The following is a 16,809-nucleotide window of genomic DNA, read 5'->3' as shown; positions in this document are numbered from 1 at the left end:
GATCTCTCATTCGGGGGAATAAGGTAGATGCGGATTGTCCAGCCAATGCGTCAAAAAGTGTGACACCGCCTGATTGCGGCAATGCCCAATCACCGATAAATGAGGCAGCTCGGCAATCAGTTGCGGCATAGCATTACCCATAATTAAGCCGCGCCCTACGCTACCCAACATTTCACGATCGTTCATTGCGTCACCAAATGCCATACACTCGGCCATTGAATAACCTAAGTGATCGCTCAATACCGCCAGCGCAGAACCTTTGTTACAGCCCAGCGGCAGTACTTCGAGGCAATCCACGGCGGAGAAACAGAGATTTGCCTGCTCGCCCAGTGCCTCATTCAATTGAATACGCAAGCGGATCAGGGAATCATGATCGCCGCAGAAACAGATCTTCGTCACCTGATGCGCGGGGATACGTTTCACATCCACTATCTGGTAGCGAAATCCGCTGTACACATGCGCCTTAAGGATCGACGGGATCTCCTGGCCGGTGAACCAACCATTGTCATTAAAGACATGCATGCTGGCCTTGGTATCCCACTTCTGGTGTAACACGATATCAGCCACTGCGGGATCCAGATCCTGACGATGCAGCACATCGCCCTCCAGCGAGTGAATACGCGTGCCGTTGCCCGTTATCAAAAACGCGTCCAGCGAGATGGTGCCCAGAATATGACGCATCTCCAGCACATGGCGGCCGGTGGCAAACGTCAGCGTGATGTCGCGTTCACGCAGGCGCGCCAGGGTAGAGAGCGTTTCATCACCTAAATGGTGATTCGGCATCAACAGGGTGCCATCCATATCAAATGCAGCCAGACGAGCCATTTCTTTCTCCACACTGTGACGCGGTTAACTTGTGGTTCAGTATCACCTGAGATATACGGAAGTAATAGTGAATAGATAAAACAAATTGTTCCGGGTTTCATTACACAAAATCATTCGAGATGCATCGAGGCGGCAAGTGAATGAATCCCCTGGAGCATACATCCCAGTATGTGACTGGGGTGAATAAACGCAGCCAACAACGAGGCAGCCTGAAGGATGAAGAGTAAATGCGTCTGTTAAATCGCCTGAATCAGTACCAACGCCTGTGGCAGCCCTCGAACGGAGAACCGCAATCGGCCACCGTCGGCGAACTGGCTGAACGCTGTTTTTGTAGCGAGCGCCACGTGCGTACCCTGCTAAAACAAGCGCAGGAGGCTGGCTGGCTGGTATGGGAAGCACGCTCAGGACGGGGAAAACGGGGACAGCTGCGCTTTTTGGTGACACCCGATTCACTGCGCAACACGATGATGGAGCAGGCACTGCAAAAAGGAGAACAGCTTAGCGTGCTGGAACTGGCGCAGCTGGCCCCCGGAGAGTTAAAAACGCTGCTACAGCCGTTTATGGGCGGCCAGTGGCAAAACGATACGCCAACCCTGCGTATTCCCTATTATCGCCCGCTTGATCCGCTTCGCCCCGGCTTTCTCCCCGGTCGCGCCGAGCAGCATCTGGCCGGGCAGATATTCTCCGGGCTGACCCACTTTGACAGTAAGACCCAACGCCCCTGCGGCGATTTGGCTCACCGCTGGGATATTTCCGCCGACGGACTGCGCTGGGATTTCTATATTCGCTCCACTCTGCACTGGCATAACGGCGACGCGCTCAGCACCACGCAGCTACATCAACGCCTGCAATCGCTGCTGGACCTGCCCGCGCTCAATAAGTTGTTTATCAGCGTGAAGCGTATTGAAGTGACACATCCTCAGTGCCTGACGTTTATTTTGCATCGACCTGACTTCTGGCTGGCGCATCGTCTGGCAAGCTACAGCAGTCATCTGGCACACCCACAACAGCCGCTCGTCGGCACCGGTCCGTTTCGGCTAACGCTGTTTACACCTGACCTGGTACGCATTGAGAGCCACGACTACTATCACCTTAACCACCCCCTGCTGAAAGCCATTGAATTCTGGATAACGCCACAGCTTTTCGACCAGGATCTGGGTACCAGCTGCCGCCATCCGGTGCAAATTGCGATTGGTAAACCTGAAGAACTGCCTATGCTAAGCCAGGTCAGTAGCGGAATCAGCCTTGGGTTTTGCTATCTCACGCTCAGAAAAAGCGCGCGCCTGAATACGCAGCAAGCCCGCCGGCTGGTCAATATTATCCACCGTTCTTCCCTGCTACAAACGCTTGAAGTAGATGAAAACCTAATCACGCCAAGCAATGCGCTGCTACCAGGGTGGACCATTCCGCAATGGGATGATCTGGATGACGTGGCTCTGCCGGAAAAACTGACGCTAGCCTATCACCTGCCGGTAGAACTGCACGTCATGGCTGAGCAGCTTCGTCAGGCACTGGCGAAGCTCGGCTGCGAGTTAACGCTGATTTTTCACAATGCCAAGAACTGGGACGGCGACCATCCTCTGGCTCAGGCCGATCTGATGATGGGTGACAGGCTGATTGGCGAGGCACCAGAATATACGCTTGAACAGTGGTTACGCTGCGATCAGCTCTGGCCGCATGTTCTGGATGCCCCGGCATTCTCTCATCTGCAGGCCACGCTGGATGCGCTGCAAATCCAGGCTGATGAGGACCATCGTCACGCGGCGTTACAGCAGGTTTTCGCCAGCCTGATGAATGACGCAACGCTGACGCCGCTATTTAATTACCATTACCGCATTAGCGCCCCGCCGGGCGTATACGGCGTGCGACTTAATCCCAGAGGCTGGTTTGAGTTCACCGAAGCCTGGTTGCCACCACCTTCGTCGTGAAGAAGCTGGTCGACGCCAAGCCCAGGCGCTACCATAGGGTTTTCGTTATTTGTCAGGAAAAGCCATGAAACGTGCCGTTGTTGTATTTAGTGGAGGTCAGGACTCCACCACCTGTCTGGCGCAGGCGCTACATCAGTATGATGAAGTCCACTGCGTGACCTTTGATTATGGTCAGCGCCATCGCGCTGAGATTGATGTCGCACGTGACCTGGCCTTAAAACTGGGCGCGCGTGCGCACAAGGTTCTTGATGTCACGCTGCTTAGCGAACTGGCGGTCAGCAGCCTGACTCGCGATAACATTCCGGTACCGGATTACGAACCAGACGCTAACGGCATTCCCAACACCTTTGTACCCGGGCGTAATATTCTGTTCTTAACACTGGCCGCGATTTACGCGTATCAGGTAAAAGCTGAAGCTGTCATTACCGGCGTTTGCGAGACCGATTTCTCTGGTTATCCGGACTGTCGCGATGAGTTTGTCAAAGCGCTGAATCATGCCGTTAATCTGGGTATGGCAAAAGATATCCGCTTTGAAACCCCTCTGATGTGGATCGATAAAGCCGAAACCTGGGCGCTGGCCGACTACTGGGGCAAGCTGGACCTGGTTCGTGAAGAGACGCTGACCTGCTATAACGGCATCAAGGGCGACGGTTGCGGCCAGTGTGCAGCCTGTAACCTACGCGCCAACGGTCTGAACCATTATCTGGCGGATAAACCGGCGGTTATGGCAGCCATGAAGCAGAAAACCGGGTTAAAGTGATTTGATGCGTTGTGCCGGATGACAGTGCTTGCACCTTATCCGGCCAACAAAAGACATGCCCGTAGGCCTGGTACGCGAAGCACCATCAGGCAATCTTGCCTTACTTCACCATCTGTTCCAGTTTTTCGCGTAACTCCCCTTCCAACGGCAGCGCTTTTTGCGTTTTCAAATCAATACAGACGAAAGTAATCAGCGCATCAGCAACGACCTGCCCTTCCGGTTCCAGTGTGATGGTTTGGTTTAATACGCCGCTTTTGCCATTTAGCTGTTGCACCTGGCTGGTAATGGTCAGTAGATCGCTCAGCACAGCAGGACGGCGGTAGTTAATATTGATGTTAACGACCACAAAGGCGATGTTGTGCGCGGTCATCCATTGAAAGCTGTCACTATTTTCCAGGCCATCCCATCGTGCTTCTTCCAGAAACTCAAGATAGCGGGCATTGTTAACGTGCTGATAGACATCAAGATGAAAACCACGGACTTTGATTTGTGTTTGCATAGCGCAGGAACCTTCGTTTGTTTTTATAGGAATAGACTTCAGGGTAGAGAGGCCATAACTGGTATGACCTCTCTATTCTGGCAAACTTTCAGCGCTCTGCAAGTTATTAAAGTGTTAAAACTGCCAAATTACGCTCTACCAGCGAGCTGCCCATTCCCGGTACCTGCTTTAAGTCATCGACGGTTTTAAATGGTCCGTACTCCTCCCGATAACTGACTATCGCCTGCGCCTTCTTCAGTCCGACACCGTTCATAGCTCGCGCTAAATCCTCCGCTGAAGCGGTATTGATGCTTACCCTGGTGCCTTCTTCATCGCTCGCTTTCGCCGGTGGCGTCGCTTTGCTTTGTGCTGCGCCAGAGCTGTCTACCCTGGTCTGGACCGCCTGGTTTTTGGCGACAGGTTCGGCGGCCAGTGCGCTTTGGCTCATGCCTGCACAGGTTAGAGAAAGGGTGATAAGCAGTGCTTTGATTCCATGTTTCATACTGTTTGCTCCTTGTTTGTTAACAGTGGAATCACGATAACGGGGTGTAGAACGGCAGACAAATGGCAAAGTTCAGAAATGGAAAAGGCCGCGAAAGCGGCCTTTGGTGTATACAACTTTTTGCAATTTTTTGCGAAGCGTCTCGATTATTGCTGCTGTTCCAGCGCATCACCGATTTTAATTTTTGCCGCTTTTCGCAGGTTGCTCATCAGTGCTTCGAAGACAATCTGAGCGTTGTTCTGGGTGATCCCCTGAACCATTGCTTTCTTCTGCGCTTCAGGCATAGAACCGGCTTTCACCTCGTCCAGCGCCAGCAGAACGACGTTGCCCTGCATGTCGTTTGCCACGCCGTAGCTCGGTTTGTCCTTCGCAGGTAGAGGCAGGCCAAACGCCGCCTGGCTTAGCGGATCCTGACCGGTACGGCTCAGGGTTTTCGCTTCACCAAAGCTCAGACCCGCCGCTTTCATTGCGTCATTGCCCTTACCGGCTTTCAGCTCAGCCAGCAGTTTGTCGGCATCAAGCTTCGCCTGCTGCTCGGCTTTATTGTGCTTAACAAGCGCAGTAACCTGCTCTTTCACCTCAGCCAGCGGCTTAACAGCCTCGGCTTTGTGCTCTGCAATGCGCAGAACAAACGCGCGATCGCCATCCACGGTGATGATGTCAGAGTTACTGCCAGGCGTACCGTTCTCGCCAACCAGACCGCCATTGAAAATGGCGTCTGAAACAGGTTTGAAATTCAGCTCTTCCGGCAGACTGTCACGGCTAAACCAGCCCGTTTCAACTGCTTTCATACCCGCAGCCTGCTCCGCCCCCGCGAGGGATTCGTTATCGTTGCTGGCTGCATCGCTGACTTTCTGCTGCAGCGCATAGTATGCGTCCAGCGCTTTTTCCTGCTTCACTTTCGCTGCAATCTCGTCACGCGCTTCGCTCAGCGGTTTAACCTGCGCCGGCTTGACATCATCCAGACGTGCCACGAGGAAACCCACAGAAGATTTGATTACGCCTGACAGCTGGCCTTTTTCTTTCAGACCCGCATTCTTAAGTTCTTCTGGCGTGGTGGATTCTTCCAGCCATCCCATATCACCGCCGTTACGGGCAGAGATAATGTCGGCGGATTTTTCCTTCGCCAGGGCAGCAAAATCGCCGCCTTTGTTCAGCGCATCCAGCACCGCTTTGGCTTCATCTTCCGTTTTGGTCTGGATGATGCTGTAGCGGTTACGCTGCGGCTGAGTGAACTGATCCTGATGCTGGTCATAATAAGACTGAATATCCGCATCGCTGGCCGTTTCCTGCATAGTTGCAGCATCCAGCTTGATATAGCTCACACGGAATTGCTCCGGCATCATAAAGTGGTTTTTATTTTGCTCGTAGTAGCTGGCAACTTCCTGCTCGGTAACAGACTGCTTCGCGGCAAGCGCGTTAACGTCGATAGTCGCTTCACGCACAACACGCTGCTGTGCGACCAGCGCAGCCAGCTCGTCCGTTTCACCTTTCAGCATGAAGTCAGTCCCGGCAACGCCGTTGATCAGTTGCTGAGTAGTGAGCTGATTACGCAGTGCCTGAGCGTACTGGTCCGCAGTCATCCCCATCTGATTAACAATCGCGTTATAGCGGTTGTTATCAAATTTACCGTCAACCTGGAAAGCAGGCGTTGAGAAGATAGCCTCTTTTACCTGCTCATCGCTGATGCTGAGTTTCAACTCGCGAGAGTATTGGTCCAGCAGCGCTTCGTCTACCAGACGATTCAGCACCTGCTGGCGCAGCGTTTTCATATAGCCTTCATTCGCCGCCAGCTCAGAGAACTGATCGCCCAGCTGTTGCTGCATGCGATTACGTTCGCTGTTAAACGCATTCTCAAACTGCCCACGGCTAATTTCCTGGCCATTCACTTTTGCGGCGTAGTTGTTGCTTCCGCCAATCAGGTAACCACTCACGCCGGTCAAAATGAACGACACGATAATGATACCGAAAATAATCTTGAGCACGAGACTGTTAGCAGCCGTGCGTAAGCTGTCCATCATGGTGTAACCACACTCCGCTGTAGGTGACTGTATACCTCACGCAGCATAGCGTTTCCTGAACGCTGCGCGGAAAGGTCTATTGTGACAAGAAACAGGGGCAATTGTCAGCCCACAACACGTAGAAAGTCCCGGAATCACAAATAAAAAAGGCACATCGGTTGATGCGCCCTTGTACTTAGTCACATCCCCATAGGGGGAATCACTTAGTTTACCGCGTCTTTCAGTGCTTTACCTGCACGGAAACCCGGTACTTTAGCCGCAGCAATGGTGATCTCTTTACCAGTTTGCGGGTTGCGACCAGTACGGGCAGCACGCTCTTTAACGGCAAAAGTACCAAAACCTACCAGCGCTACGTCATCACCTTCTTTCAGGGATTCGGTAACAGAAGCAATAATTGCATCTAACGCACGTCCAGCCGCAGCTTTAGAGATATCAGCCCCTGCAGCAATTTTGTCGATCAGTTGAGATTTATTCACTCTTCTCTTCCTCTTTATAATTTATATCGCACCGGAATCCTTCAAAGTGCGAACGCGCAGCAGTTATATCAGGCCTGCCATGCCCTTACAACACCCGTTAATGATGGCAAGCCTAATCCGTCATCTAAATTAGCTATACAAAAAAAGGCTGGCAAGTCCGAAATGGCCTGCCAGCCCTATATTTATTAGTGCTCTTTGCGCGAGGTCACTATTTTGCCGTCACAACCTGCATTCCAGACGGTTCGTTTTGCAGCGCCAGAGTCAAAACTTCCTCAATGCGTTTCACCGGATGGATGTCCAGATCGGCGATTACGTTGTCCGGAATCTCTTCCAGGTCACGTTTGTTTTCATCAGGAATTAAGACCGTTTTGATGCCGCCACGGTGTGCTGCCAGCAGTTTTTCTTTCAAACCACCGATCGGCAGAACCTGACCACGCAGGGTAATTTCGCCAGTCATGGCGACATCCGCACGAACCGGATTACCGGTCAGACAAGAAACCAGCGCAGTGCACATGGCAATACCCGCGCTCGGGCCGTCTTTTGGCGTCGCCCCTTCCGGTACGTGAACGTGGATGTCGCGTTTTTCGTAAAAATCTGGATTAATACCCAGTTTTTCCGCACGCGCACGCACCACGGTCAGCGCAGCCTGAATGGACTCCTGCATGACTTCACCCAGAGAACCGGTGTAAGTCAGCTTACCTTTGCCCGGTACGCAGGCGGTTTCAATGGTCAGCAGATCGCCACCTACTTCAGTCCATGCCAGACCAGTGACCTGACCCACGCGGTTTTCGTTGTCCGCACGGCCATAGTCAAAGCGCTGTACACCCAGGTAGTCGTGCAGGTTATCGCCGTTGATCTCAATATGTTTCAGTGACTTATCAAGCAACAACTGTTTAACCGCTTTGCGGCACAGTTTGGAGATTTCACGTTCCAGACTACGCACGCCCGCTTCACGGGTGTAGTAACGAATAATGCCCACAATGGCGCTATCGTCAACCGTCAGCTCGCCTTTTTTCAGCGCATTACGCTCAATCTGCTTCGGCAGCAGGTGGCGCTTGGCAATGTTCAGCTTCTCGTCTTCGGTATAACCGGACAGACGGATCACTTCCATACGATCCAGCAACGGCGCCGGAATGTTCATGGAGTTAGACGTCGCAACAAACATCACGTCGCTGAGATCGTAGTCCACTTCCAGGTAGTGATCGCTGAACGCCACGTTCTGTTCTGGATCCAGCACTTCAAGCAGTGCTGAAGCCGGATCGCCGCGCATGTCGGAAGACATTTTGTCGATCTCATCAAGCAGGAACAGCGGGTTTTTAACACCCACTTTGGCCATTTTTTGGATCAGTTTGCCAGGCATTGAACCAATATAGGTCCGGCGGTGACCACGGATTTCCGCTTCGTCACGTACGCCGCCCAGCGCCATACGGATGTATTTACGTCCGGTCGCTTTGGCGATGGACTGCCCCAGAGAGGTTTTACCCACCCCCGGCGGCCCCACCAGGCACAGGATCGGCCCCTTAATTTTGTTCACACGGCTCTGGACCGCAAGATACTCAAGAATGCGATCTTTCACGCGCTCCAGACCATAATGGTCAGTATCGAGGATTTCCTGCGCCTGACGCAGGTCTTTTTTGACCTTGCTACGCGCGTTCCACGGCACCTGTACCATCCAGTCGATGTAGCCACGCACCACGGTCGCTTCTGCCGACATCGGAGACATCATTTTCAGCTTCTGCAGTTCTGCTTCCGCTTTCTCTTTTGCCTCTTTCGGCATTTTCGCCGCGTCGATTTTACGCTTCAGCGCTTCGTTTTCATCCGGCGCGTCGTCCATCTCGCCGAGTTCCTTCTGAATAGCTTTCATTTGCTCGTTCAGATAGTACTCACGCTGGGACTTCTCCATCTGCTTTTTCACGCGGTTGCGAATGCGTTTCTCAACCTGCAGCAGATCGATTTCGGATTCCATCATCGCCATCAGATATTCCAGACGTTCGTTAACGTCGGACATCTCCAGCACGGACTGCTTATCCGCCAGCTTCAGCGGCATATGCGCAGCGATGGTGTCCGCCAGGCGTGCAGGATCGTCAATGCTATTAAGCGACGTCAGCACTTCTGGTGGGATTTTCTTGTTCAGCTTGATGTAGCCTTCGAACTGGCTGATTGCGGTACGCACCAGCACTTCCTGTTCGCGCTCATCAATGGCCGGCGAATCAAGGTACTCCGCTTTCGCAGAGAAATGCTCGCCGTTATCAGACAGCGCAGAAATACGCGCGCGCTGTAACCCCTCGACCAGCACTTTTACGGTGCCGTCAGGCAGTTTCAGCATCTGCAAAATAGAGGCCACGGTCCCGACGGTGAAAAGATCGTTTACACCCGGCTCATCCGTTGACGCTTCTTTCTGCGCGACCAGCATGATTTTTTTATCATGGTCCATGGCCGCTTCCAGACAACGGATAGATTTTTCCCGCCCTACAAATAAGGGTATGACCATGTGCGGATAAACCACCACATCGCGCAACGGCAATACGGGGATTTCAATGCGTTCAGAACGCTCAGGATTCATAGAGCTCTCTCTTAGTTTAGTGTCCGCCAGGTAATTAGATGGTAAAGCTGTGCTTCTTACCACCTTTAACATGTATGTCAGTATATGGGGATGTTTCCCACACATTCAACGCCATGTTTACGGAAAAATAAAAGGGGAGATAAAATCCCCCCTTTTTGATTAACCGATTGTATGAAATGGTTAATTATTCGCCAGATGCCTGCTGCGCTTCCGGCTTACCGTAAATCAGTAATGGCTTGCTCTGACCACCAATAACGGACTCATCGATGACCACTTTTTCGACATCTTCCATGGAAGGCAGATCGTACATAGTGTCGAGCAGTGCGGCTTCTACGATAGAACGCAGACCACGCGCACCGGTTTTACGCGCCATCGCTTTCTTGGCGATAGCATCCAGCGCTTCATCGCGGAATTCCAGATCCACACCTTCAAGATTGAACAGCGCCTGATACTGCTTGGTCAGGGCGTTTTTCGGCTCTTTCAGGATCTGGATCAGTGCGTCTTCGCTCAGCTCGGTCAGCGTAGCCACCACCGGCAGACGACCGATGAACTCAGGGATCAGACCAAACTTGATCAGATCTTCCGGCTCAACTTGCGACAGCAGTTCACCTTCGCTGGCTTTATCAGACTGGGCTTTTACCGTCGCGCCAAAACCAATGCCGGAGCCAGTTTCAACACGGTTAGCAATCACCTTATCCAGACCGGCAAATGCGCCACCACAGATAAACAGGATCTTAGAGGTATCAACCTGCAAGAACTCCTGCTGCGGATGTTTGCGTCCCCCCTGCGGCGGAACAGCGGCAACCGTACCTTCGATCAGTTTCAACAGCGCTTGCTGTACACCTTCGCCGGAAACATCACGCGTAATGGACGGGTTGTCTGATTTACGTGAGATCTTGTCGATCTCATCGATATAGACAATACCGCGCTGCGCTTTTTGCACGTCGTAATCGCACTTCTGCAGCAATTTCTGAATGATATTTTCAACGTCCTCACCCACATAACCCGCTTCGGTCAGGGTGGTGGCGTCGGCCATGGTGAACGGAACGTCCAGCAGGCGCGCCAGCGTTTCAGCCAGCAGCGTTTTACCGGAACCCGTCGGGCCAATCAGCAGGATGTTACTTTTGCCCAACTCGACACCATTGCTGGTGTCGCCGTTGCGCAGACGTTTGTAATGGTTGTATACCGCGACCGCCAGCACTTTCTTCGCCTGCTCCTGGCCGATAACGTAATCGTCCAGGTGGTTGCGAATTTCATGTGGCGTCGGCAGCGCACTGCGTTCACGGTGCGGTGCTACTTCCTTAATCTCTTCGCGAATGATGTCGTTACATAAATCAACACATTCGTCGCAGATATACACGGATGGTCCGGCAATCAGCTTGCGCACTTCATGCTGGCTTTTGCCGCAAAAAGAGCAGTACAACAATTTGCCCGAGCCATCTTTGCGTTTATCTGTCATGGGTCAAAACCTCTTCTTTGTTCTTTGTGCCGCACACGACGACGCAAATGCCATTCTCAGGCGCAAGCCGCTTGTCAGCGCTGTGCCGCTCCTGGTAATTATAGCGGCACACTTGCGTCCTCGGCATCAATTACGATGGGTCAAAATCGAGTCGACCAGACCGTACTCTACTGCTTCAGAAGCAGAGAGGAAGCGATCGCGCTCGGTATCACGTTCAATCTGCTCAAGCGATTGACCCGTATGATGCGCCATGAGTTCATTCATGCGCCCTTTCACTTTAAGAATTTCACGGGCATGAATTTCAATATCCGTTGCCTGGCCCTGGTAACCGCCCAGAGGCTGGTGGATCATGACGCGAGAATTAGGCAGGCAGAAACGTTTATCTTTTGCTCCTGCAGTCAGCAAGAACGCGCCCATTGAGCACGCCTGACCCATACAAATGGTGCTGACGTCCGGCTTAATAAACTGCATGGTGTCATAAATAGACATCCCTGCGGTAATCACCCCACCCGGTGAGTTGATGTACAGGTAGATATCTTTTTCCGGGTTTTCCGCTTCCAGGAACAGCATCTGCGCCACGATCAGGTTAGCCATATGGTCTTCGACCTGGCCTGTCAGAAAAATGACGCGTTCCTTAAGTAGACGAGAATAGATATCAAAAGAGCGCTCGCCACGCGAGGTCTGTTCAATGACCATCGGCACCAGCGCCATATGGGGTGCAAAGTTATCTCGTTCGCCGCTGTATGACATTTCCGTCTCCTGGATAAAATTTGAAAAAACCTGCTGTGCTGATTGTAACCTTATGGACGGATTATCAGCTAGTCCCTCTGTAATGGGTACGACATCGCCATAATTCAAGCATAACAATCTTTTGTTGTAACGCTAACACTGAAACGGTGTTTTCGCACTCTTCCCATGCAAAATGCGTGACAAAAAAAAACCCGCCACCGGAAGGTGACGGGCTTATGTACGAATTTCGTGCTAAATCGCGCCGAATTACGCCTGCTGGTTCATCAGTTCGTTGAAGGTAGTGGCTTTTTCAGACACTTTCGCTTTCGCCAGAACCGCTTCAACAGCCTGCTCTTCCAGAGCGACGTTGCGCATGTTTTCCATCAGCTCTTTGTTTTTGCTGTAGAATTCAACAACTTCTTTCGGATCTTCGTAAGCAGAAGCCATCTCTTCGATCAGGCCTTTTACGCGTTCTTCATCAGCTTTCAGCTCGTTGGTACGAATAACTTCGCCCAGCAGCAGACCAACAACGACGCGACGCTTAGCCTGTTCTTCGAACAGTTCACGCGGCAGTTCCAGAGCTTGTTTCTCGTTGCCACCGAAACGCTGTGCAGCCTGACGACGCAGAACATCGATTTCGTTGTCGATCATCGCAACAGGAACGTCGATGTCGTTCGCTTTTACCAGACCTTCGATCGCCTGAGACTTAACGCGGTTACGCACGGCGCCTTTCAGCTCGCGTTCCATGTTTTTACGCACTTCAGCGCGCAGACCGGCAACAGAACCATCTTCCACGCCGAAACGCTTGATGAATTCTTCAGTCAGTTCTGGCAGTTCGCGTTCTTCAACTTTCTTCAGGTTGATAACGAATTTAGCCGCTTTACCTTTCAGGTTTTCAGCGTGGTAGTCTTCCGGGAAGGTCACTTCGATAGTGAACTCTTCGCCAGCTTTGTGACCTTTAACGCCTTCTTCGAAGCCCGGGATCATACGACCCTGGCCCATCGCCAGTACGAAGTCAGACGCTTTGCCGCCTTCGAACTCTTCGCCGTCTACAGACCCGGTGAAGTCGATGGTGACACGGTCTTCTGCATCAGCAGCGCCGTCTTTGTCTTTCCAGGTAGCCTGCTGCTTGCGCAGGGTATCCAGCATAACGTCAACGTCAGCGTCGGTGACTTCAACAACCGGTTTTTCAACTTCGATTGCGTCCAGACCGGTCAGTTCAACTTCCGGGTAAACTTCAAATTCTACCGCGTAGGTGAAATCTTCACCCAGCTTGTATTCGCCCGGAACGTAGGTCGGGGAGCCAGCCGGATTAATTTTTTCTTTGATGATTGCATCAACGAAGTGACGGCTCATCAGGTCGCCCAGAACGTCCTGGCGAACAGAAGCGCCATAACGCTGAGCAACAACATTCATCGGTACTTTTCCCTTGCGAAAGCCGTCAATACGCACTTTCTTCGCTACGTTGACCAGCTCGCTTTTCACAGCGGTCTCGATGCTGTCAGCAGCGATAGTAATCGTTACACGGCGGCCAAGGCCTTGAGTGGTTTCAACTGAAACTTGCATCTTGTTACCTCAAAAAATCACAGTGCTCGGTCAACTCTTCTCCGCAAGCACAGGTTGTTGGCTTCGCGGAACCGGGATGTTCTCATAATCAATCACATTCCCTGTCGTCAGAATCATCCCGAAGACATTCCGAAAAATAAGACGCGCATTATAGCGGCATCACTTTTATGAGTCGAGAACGGTTATCGCGCGTTGCTGCGGCTTTTTTCACAATTCCCGGCTAATTTTTGTCTGAATACTGTACGCCTGACTCAGAATTCAGACAAAACAAAACGGCCCGCAGGCCGTTTTCACATAATCTGTAGCAACATACTGGAAAAGCGTCGGTTGTTGCAAATCCGTTTTTCTACGCGATGCTTCCCGCTCCACGACAAGGAGGCGATGCGAAAATCGTATCCTGCAACGCATCCCACTCCTTAATGGTGTAGGTATGCAGGGCAAGCGCATGTACGGTTGTGGAGAGTTCCGCCGTTAACGTACTGTAAATCATCCGATGACGATTAAGAAAACGTTCACCTGTAAAGCGATCGCTGACCAGCACAACCTTAAAGTGGCTTTCAGAACCTGCCGGAACATTGTGACGATAGCTTTCATCCACAACTTCGAGGAACACGGGTTGGAACGCTGCCCTTAATTTTTCTTCTATTTGCTCACGAATCATCATGAAATTTTTCCTCCGACAACGCTGAGATGTCACCCATCCCTTTAAATACTAGCCGCTTTTACCGTTTCCATTACACCTTATCAACAAAAAATTAGCGTTTATCTGATTTTCTCATTCAAACGAATGAAGTTCACTGGTTCATCTGTTCGTGTTATTGCAAAAAGTCCATTTATAGTCTCACTAAAGTAGATAAACGGACAACGCGATGAATTTACATGCGTTACCCACTTCCCCTCATCGTAGGCGATGTTATGATGGCGGGAATTTTCTCTAACCATACAATTTAGATTCGCTGAGACCCCTGGCATGTTTAAAAAAATCCTCTTTCCGTTAGTCGCGCTGTTTATGTTGGCTGGATGTGCAACCCCACCGACCACCATCGACGTTTCCCCAAAAATCACCCTGCCGCAGCAGGACCCAAGTCTGATGGGCGTGACCGTCAGCATTAACGGGGCCGATCAGCGTCAGGATCAGGCACTGGCAAAAGTGACCCGCGACAACCAACTGGTTACCCTGACCGCTTCCCGCGATCTGCGTTTCCTGCTGCAAGAAGTGCTGGAAAAACAGATGACCGCGCGTGGTTATATGATTGGCCCGAACGGTGCAGTTAACCTGCAAATCATTGTTAGCCAGCTGTATGCTGACGTGTCTCAGGGTAGCGTGCGTTATAACATCGCCACTAAAGCAGACATCGCTATTATTGCGACCGCAGCTAACGGCAGCAAAATGACCAAAAACTACCGTGCAAGCTACTCTGTTGAAGGCGCACTGCAAGCCTCTAACAAAAATATTGCTGATGCCGTAAACAGCGTCCTGACCGATACCATCGCTGATATGTCTCAGGACACCAGCATTCACGATTTCATCAAGCAGAACGCTCGTTAATTTAAGCCCCTGACCCGGCATTGCGCCGGGTCAACTGTAAATGCCCATGCCCAATCACTACTTACGCATTTTTCAGCAACCAAAATCAGCGATTCTGCTGATGTTGGGTTTTGCTTCCGGGTTACCGCTCGCGCTGACCTCCGGTACGCTCCAGGCGTGGATGACGGTCGAGAACATCGATCTTAAAACCATTGGTTTCTTTTCCCTGGTTGGCCAGGCTTACGTCTTTAAGTTTCTCTGGTCCCCGGTGATGGACCGCTACACGCCGCCGTTTTTAGGTCGGCGTCGCGGCTGGCTACTAACCACGCAGATTTTGCTGCTTATTTCTATTGCCGCGATGGGTTTTCTTGAGCCCGGTACGCAGCTGCGCTGGATGGCGGCACTCGCCGTGGTCATCGCCTTTTGCTCGGCGTCGCAGGATATCGTCTTTGACGCCTGGAAGACGGACGTTTTACCCGCCGAAGAACGCGGAACCGGCGCTGCCATCAGCGTGCTCGGCTACCGCTTAGGGATGCTGGTTTCCGGTGGACTGGCCCTGTGGATGGCCGATCGCTGGCTGGGTTGGCAAGGTATGTACTGGCTGATGGCGGCCCTGCTGGTGCCGTGTATTATCGCCACCCTGTTAGCCCCCGAGCCCACAGATGCTATTCCTGTTCCTAAAACGCTGGAACAAGCGGTTGCCGCCCCGCTGCGCGATTTCTTTGGCCGTAACAACGCCTGGCTGATCCTGCTGTTGATTGTGCTGTATAAGCTTGGCGATGCCTTCGCCATGAGCCTGACCACCACGTTTTTGATCCGCGGTGTCGGATTTGATGCCGGTGAAGTCGGCGTGGTCAATAAAACGCTGGGACTGCTGGCGACGATTGTTGGCGCACTGTACGGTGGGATCCTGATGCAGCGCCTGTCGCTGTTTCGCGCATTGCTGATTTTCGGCATTTTACAGGGCGCATCGAACGCGGGTTACTGGCTGCTCTCCATTACCGACAAACATATGTTCAGCATGGGTGCGGCAGTGTTCTTCGAAAATCTGTGCGGTGGTATGGGGACCGCGGCATTTGTCGCCCTGTTGATGACGCTGTGTAATAAATCCTTCTCCGCAACGCAATTCGCCCTGCTTTCTGCGCTTTCGGCTGTTGGACGCGTTTATGTAGGTCCGGTGGCTGGTTGGTTTGTCGAAGCGCACGGCTGGCCTACGTTTTATCTGTTCTCGGTCTTTGCCGCGATCCCGGGTCTTATTCTGCTGCTGGTTTGTCGCCAGACGCTGGAGCATAGCTGGCAAAACGAAAGCTTTATCCCACGCACAGAATTTCGCGGCGCGTACAATCTGGCATTAATGACGCTGGTGGTAGGCTGTTGTTTGCTGGCAGTCTGGCTGTTACTGCTGACGATGAACGCCCTTGATTACACTAACTTCTCCTTCCTGTCGGAACTGCTTGAAGTAGCGGTCGTGGTCGCCGTCTGCGGTGTGGTATTCGGTGGACTACTGGATTATCTGGCACTGCGCAAAACTCGTCTGGCGTAAAAATCCGCATTAATATAGCCGTTGTAATAACCCTGCGTAATTATAACGGCTAAATAAACAACAATTAGTAAAAATATTATTTGTTGTTTTGTGCGCCATAGATTTTGGAAATTATTGACGCTTTTTATAAATTCTATTTTCCTTACTCGATTCAGCCAATACCATTCTATTTTTTGTTCTCTAATTGTCTTTTCATTGATAATCAATTGTTAAACAATTGTTTTATTTTCGCATTGGTTATACCAATTGCCCTCCACGCTGCCCCCACGCACCGGCTTTCGTTATAACGTGATGATGCAACAGGTTCTTAAAGTCAATGCGACGTATATTGCAACATATGTGACATGCACGGCAGAACCCGGTAACACAGATCCAATGATGTTTACAGTAATGTAACCTTCCCGTAAAATGCCCTCACACTTTAAACGCCA

At 51.7% G+C, this 16,809-nt stretch carries 14 protein-coding genes; 4 read left to right on the top strand and 10 right to left on the bottom strand.

Annotation, left to right across the window (positions count from 1 at the left end; genetic code table 11):
* Positions 1-6: 6 nt before the first annotated feature.
* Entirely contained in the window at positions 7-825 is an 819-nt protein-coding gene (gene cof / locus JQ822_RS00545; RefSeq protein WP_213131826.1) for an HMP-PP phosphatase, read from the bottom strand.
* A 227-nt stretch (positions 826-1,052) separates the two neighbouring features.
* On the opposite strand from cof, the gene JQ822_RS00540 reads away from it, so the two are divergent.
* The gene (locus JQ822_RS00540) at positions 1,053-2,753 is read left to right on the top strand and encodes an SgrR family transcriptional regulator (protein WP_213131825.1); all 1,701 of its coding nucleotides are present in this window, start codon (positions 1,053-1,055) and stop codon (positions 2,751-2,753) included.
* Between the two features lie 64 nt (positions 2,754-2,817).
* On the top strand, positions 2,818-3,513 hold the full coding sequence (gene queC, locus JQ822_RS00535) for a 7-cyano-7-deazaguanine synthase QueC (protein ID WP_135322852.1): 696 nt from the start codon (positions 2,818-2,820) through the stop codon (positions 3,511-3,513).
* Between the two features lie 100 nt (positions 3,514-3,613).
* Here queC and fadM read toward each other — a convergent pair whose 3' ends face one another.
* The 9 genes from fadM to bolA form a co-directional block, all read right to left on the bottom strand.
* Positions 3,614-4,012, bottom strand: a complete 399-nt coding sequence (gene fadM / locus JQ822_RS00530) for a long-chain acyl-CoA thioesterase FadM (RefSeq protein WP_016152055.1) — start codon at positions 4,010-4,012, stop codon at positions 3,614-3,616.
* A 106-nt stretch (positions 4,013-4,118) separates the two neighbouring features.
* Positions 4,119-4,493 carry a helix-hairpin-helix domain-containing protein gene (locus JQ822_RS00525; RefSeq protein WP_213131824.1) on the bottom strand — a complete coding sequence of 125 codons (375 nt, stop codon included), beginning with the start codon at positions 4,491-4,493 and terminating at the stop codon, positions 4,119-4,121.
* A gap of 146 nt (positions 4,494-4,639) precedes the next feature.
* A complete protein-coding gene (ppiD, locus tag JQ822_RS00520) occupies positions 4,640-6,514 on the bottom strand; it encodes a peptidylprolyl isomerase (RefSeq protein ID WP_213131823.1) in 1,875 nt (624 codons plus the stop codon).
* Between the two features lie 203 nt (positions 6,515-6,717).
* On the bottom strand, positions 6,718-7,008 hold the full coding sequence (gene hupB / locus JQ822_RS00515; RefSeq protein WP_219352570.1) for a nucleoid-associated protein HU-beta: 291 nt from the start codon (positions 7,006-7,008) through the stop codon (positions 6,718-6,720).
* A 190-nt stretch (positions 7,009-7,198) separates the two neighbouring features.
* Positions 7,199-9,553, bottom strand: coding sequence for an endopeptidase La (gene lon, locus JQ822_RS00510; protein ID WP_016152052.1), 2,355 nt, complete (start codon positions 9,551-9,553; stop codon positions 7,199-7,201).
* Positions 9,554-9,737: 184 nt separating this feature from the next.
* Positions 9,738-11,012: an ATP-dependent protease ATP-binding subunit ClpX gene (gene clpX / locus JQ822_RS00505; protein WP_096758063.1), complete on the bottom strand. Its 1,275-nt coding sequence runs from the start codon at positions 11,010-11,012 to the stop codon at positions 9,738-9,740.
* A 126-nt stretch (positions 11,013-11,138) separates the two neighbouring features.
* Positions 11,139-11,762 carry an ATP-dependent Clp endopeptidase proteolytic subunit ClpP gene (gene clpP, locus JQ822_RS00500; RefSeq protein ID WP_096758064.1) on the bottom strand — a complete coding sequence of 208 codons (624 nt, stop codon included), beginning with the start codon at positions 11,760-11,762 and terminating at the stop codon, positions 11,139-11,141.
* A 246-nt stretch (positions 11,763-12,008) separates the two neighbouring features.
* Entirely contained in the window at positions 12,009-13,307 is a 1,299-nt protein-coding gene (gene tig / locus JQ822_RS00495) for a trigger factor (RefSeq protein WP_135322855.1), read from the bottom strand.
* A gap of 346 nt (positions 13,308-13,653) precedes the next feature.
* Positions 13,654-13,971 carry a transcriptional regulator BolA gene (gene bolA / locus JQ822_RS00490; RefSeq protein ID WP_213131822.1) on the bottom strand — a complete coding sequence of 106 codons (318 nt, stop codon included), beginning with the start codon at positions 13,969-13,971 and terminating at the stop codon, positions 13,654-13,656.
* Positions 13,972-14,277: 306 nt separating this feature from the next.
* Between bolA and JQ822_RS00485 the strand changes: the two genes are divergently transcribed.
* Together JQ822_RS00485 and ampG are read left to right on the top strand one after the other, a co-directional pair.
* Complete coding sequence (locus JQ822_RS00485) at positions 14,278-14,856, top strand: lipoprotein (RefSeq protein WP_135322858.1); 579 nt, start codon at positions 14,278-14,280, stop codon at positions 14,854-14,856.
* A 46-nt stretch (positions 14,857-14,902) separates the two neighbouring features.
* Positions 14,903-16,378 (top strand): muropeptide MFS transporter AmpG, encoded by a 1,476-nt coding sequence (ampG, locus tag JQ822_RS00480; RefSeq protein WP_213132945.1) that lies wholly within the window; start codon positions 14,903-14,905, stop codon positions 16,376-16,378.
* Positions 16,379-16,809: the final 431 nt, after the last annotated feature.

The sequence above is a fragment of the Citrobacter sp. FP75 genome, assembly GCF_018342065.1.
In the GTDB taxonomy this organism is placed as follows: Bacteria; Pseudomonadota; Gammaproteobacteria; order Enterobacterales; family Enterobacteriaceae; genus Citrobacter.
This window is presented reverse-complemented; position numbering and strand designations above follow the sequence as displayed.

Excerpts from the sequence above, each read along its gene's own strand:
- JQ822_RS00525 (WP_213131824.1), bottom strand. The coding sequence starts at position 4,493 with ATGAAACATGGAATCAAAGCACTGCTTATCACCCTTTCTCTAACCTGT.
- JQ822_RS00485 (WP_135322858.1), top strand. The coding sequence starts at position 14,278 with ATGTTTAAAAAAATCCTCTTTCCGTTAGTCGCGCTGTTTATGTTGGCT.
- ampG (WP_213132945.1), top strand. The coding sequence starts at position 14,903 with ATGCCCAATCACTACTTACGCATTTTTCAGCAACCAAAATCAGCGATT.
- tig (WP_135322855.1), bottom strand. The coding sequence starts at position 13,307 with ATGCAAGTTTCAGTTGAAACCACTCAAGGCCTTGGCCGCCGTGTAACG.
- clpX (WP_096758063.1), bottom strand. The coding sequence starts at position 11,012 with ATGACAGATAAACGCAAAGATGGCTCGGGCAAATTGTTGTACTGCTCT.
- cof (WP_213131826.1), bottom strand. The coding sequence starts at position 825 with ATGGCTCGTCTGGCTGCATTTGATATGGATGGCACCCTGTTGATGCCG.
- bolA (WP_213131822.1), bottom strand. The coding sequence starts at position 13,971 with ATGATGATTCGTGAGCAAATAGAAGAAAAATTAAGGGCAGCGTTCCAA.
- fadM (WP_016152055.1), bottom strand. The coding sequence starts at position 4,012 with ATGCAAACACAAATCAAAGTCCGTGGTTTTCATCTTGATGTCTATCAG.
- JQ822_RS00540 (WP_213131825.1), top strand. The coding sequence starts at position 1,053 with ATGCGTCTGTTAAATCGCCTGAATCAGTACCAACGCCTGTGGCAGCCC.
- ppiD (WP_213131823.1), bottom strand. The coding sequence starts at position 6,514 with ATGATGGACAGCTTACGCACGGCTGCTAACAGTCTCGTGCTCAAGATT.
- queC (WP_135322852.1), top strand. The coding sequence starts at position 2,818 with ATGAAACGTGCCGTTGTTGTATTTAGTGGAGGTCAGGACTCCACCACC.
- clpP (WP_096758064.1), bottom strand. The coding sequence starts at position 11,762 with ATGTCATACAGCGGCGAACGAGATAACTTTGCACCCCATATGGCGCTG.
- lon (WP_016152052.1), bottom strand. The coding sequence starts at position 9,553 with ATGAATCCTGAGCGTTCTGAACGCATTGAAATCCCCGTATTGCCGTTG.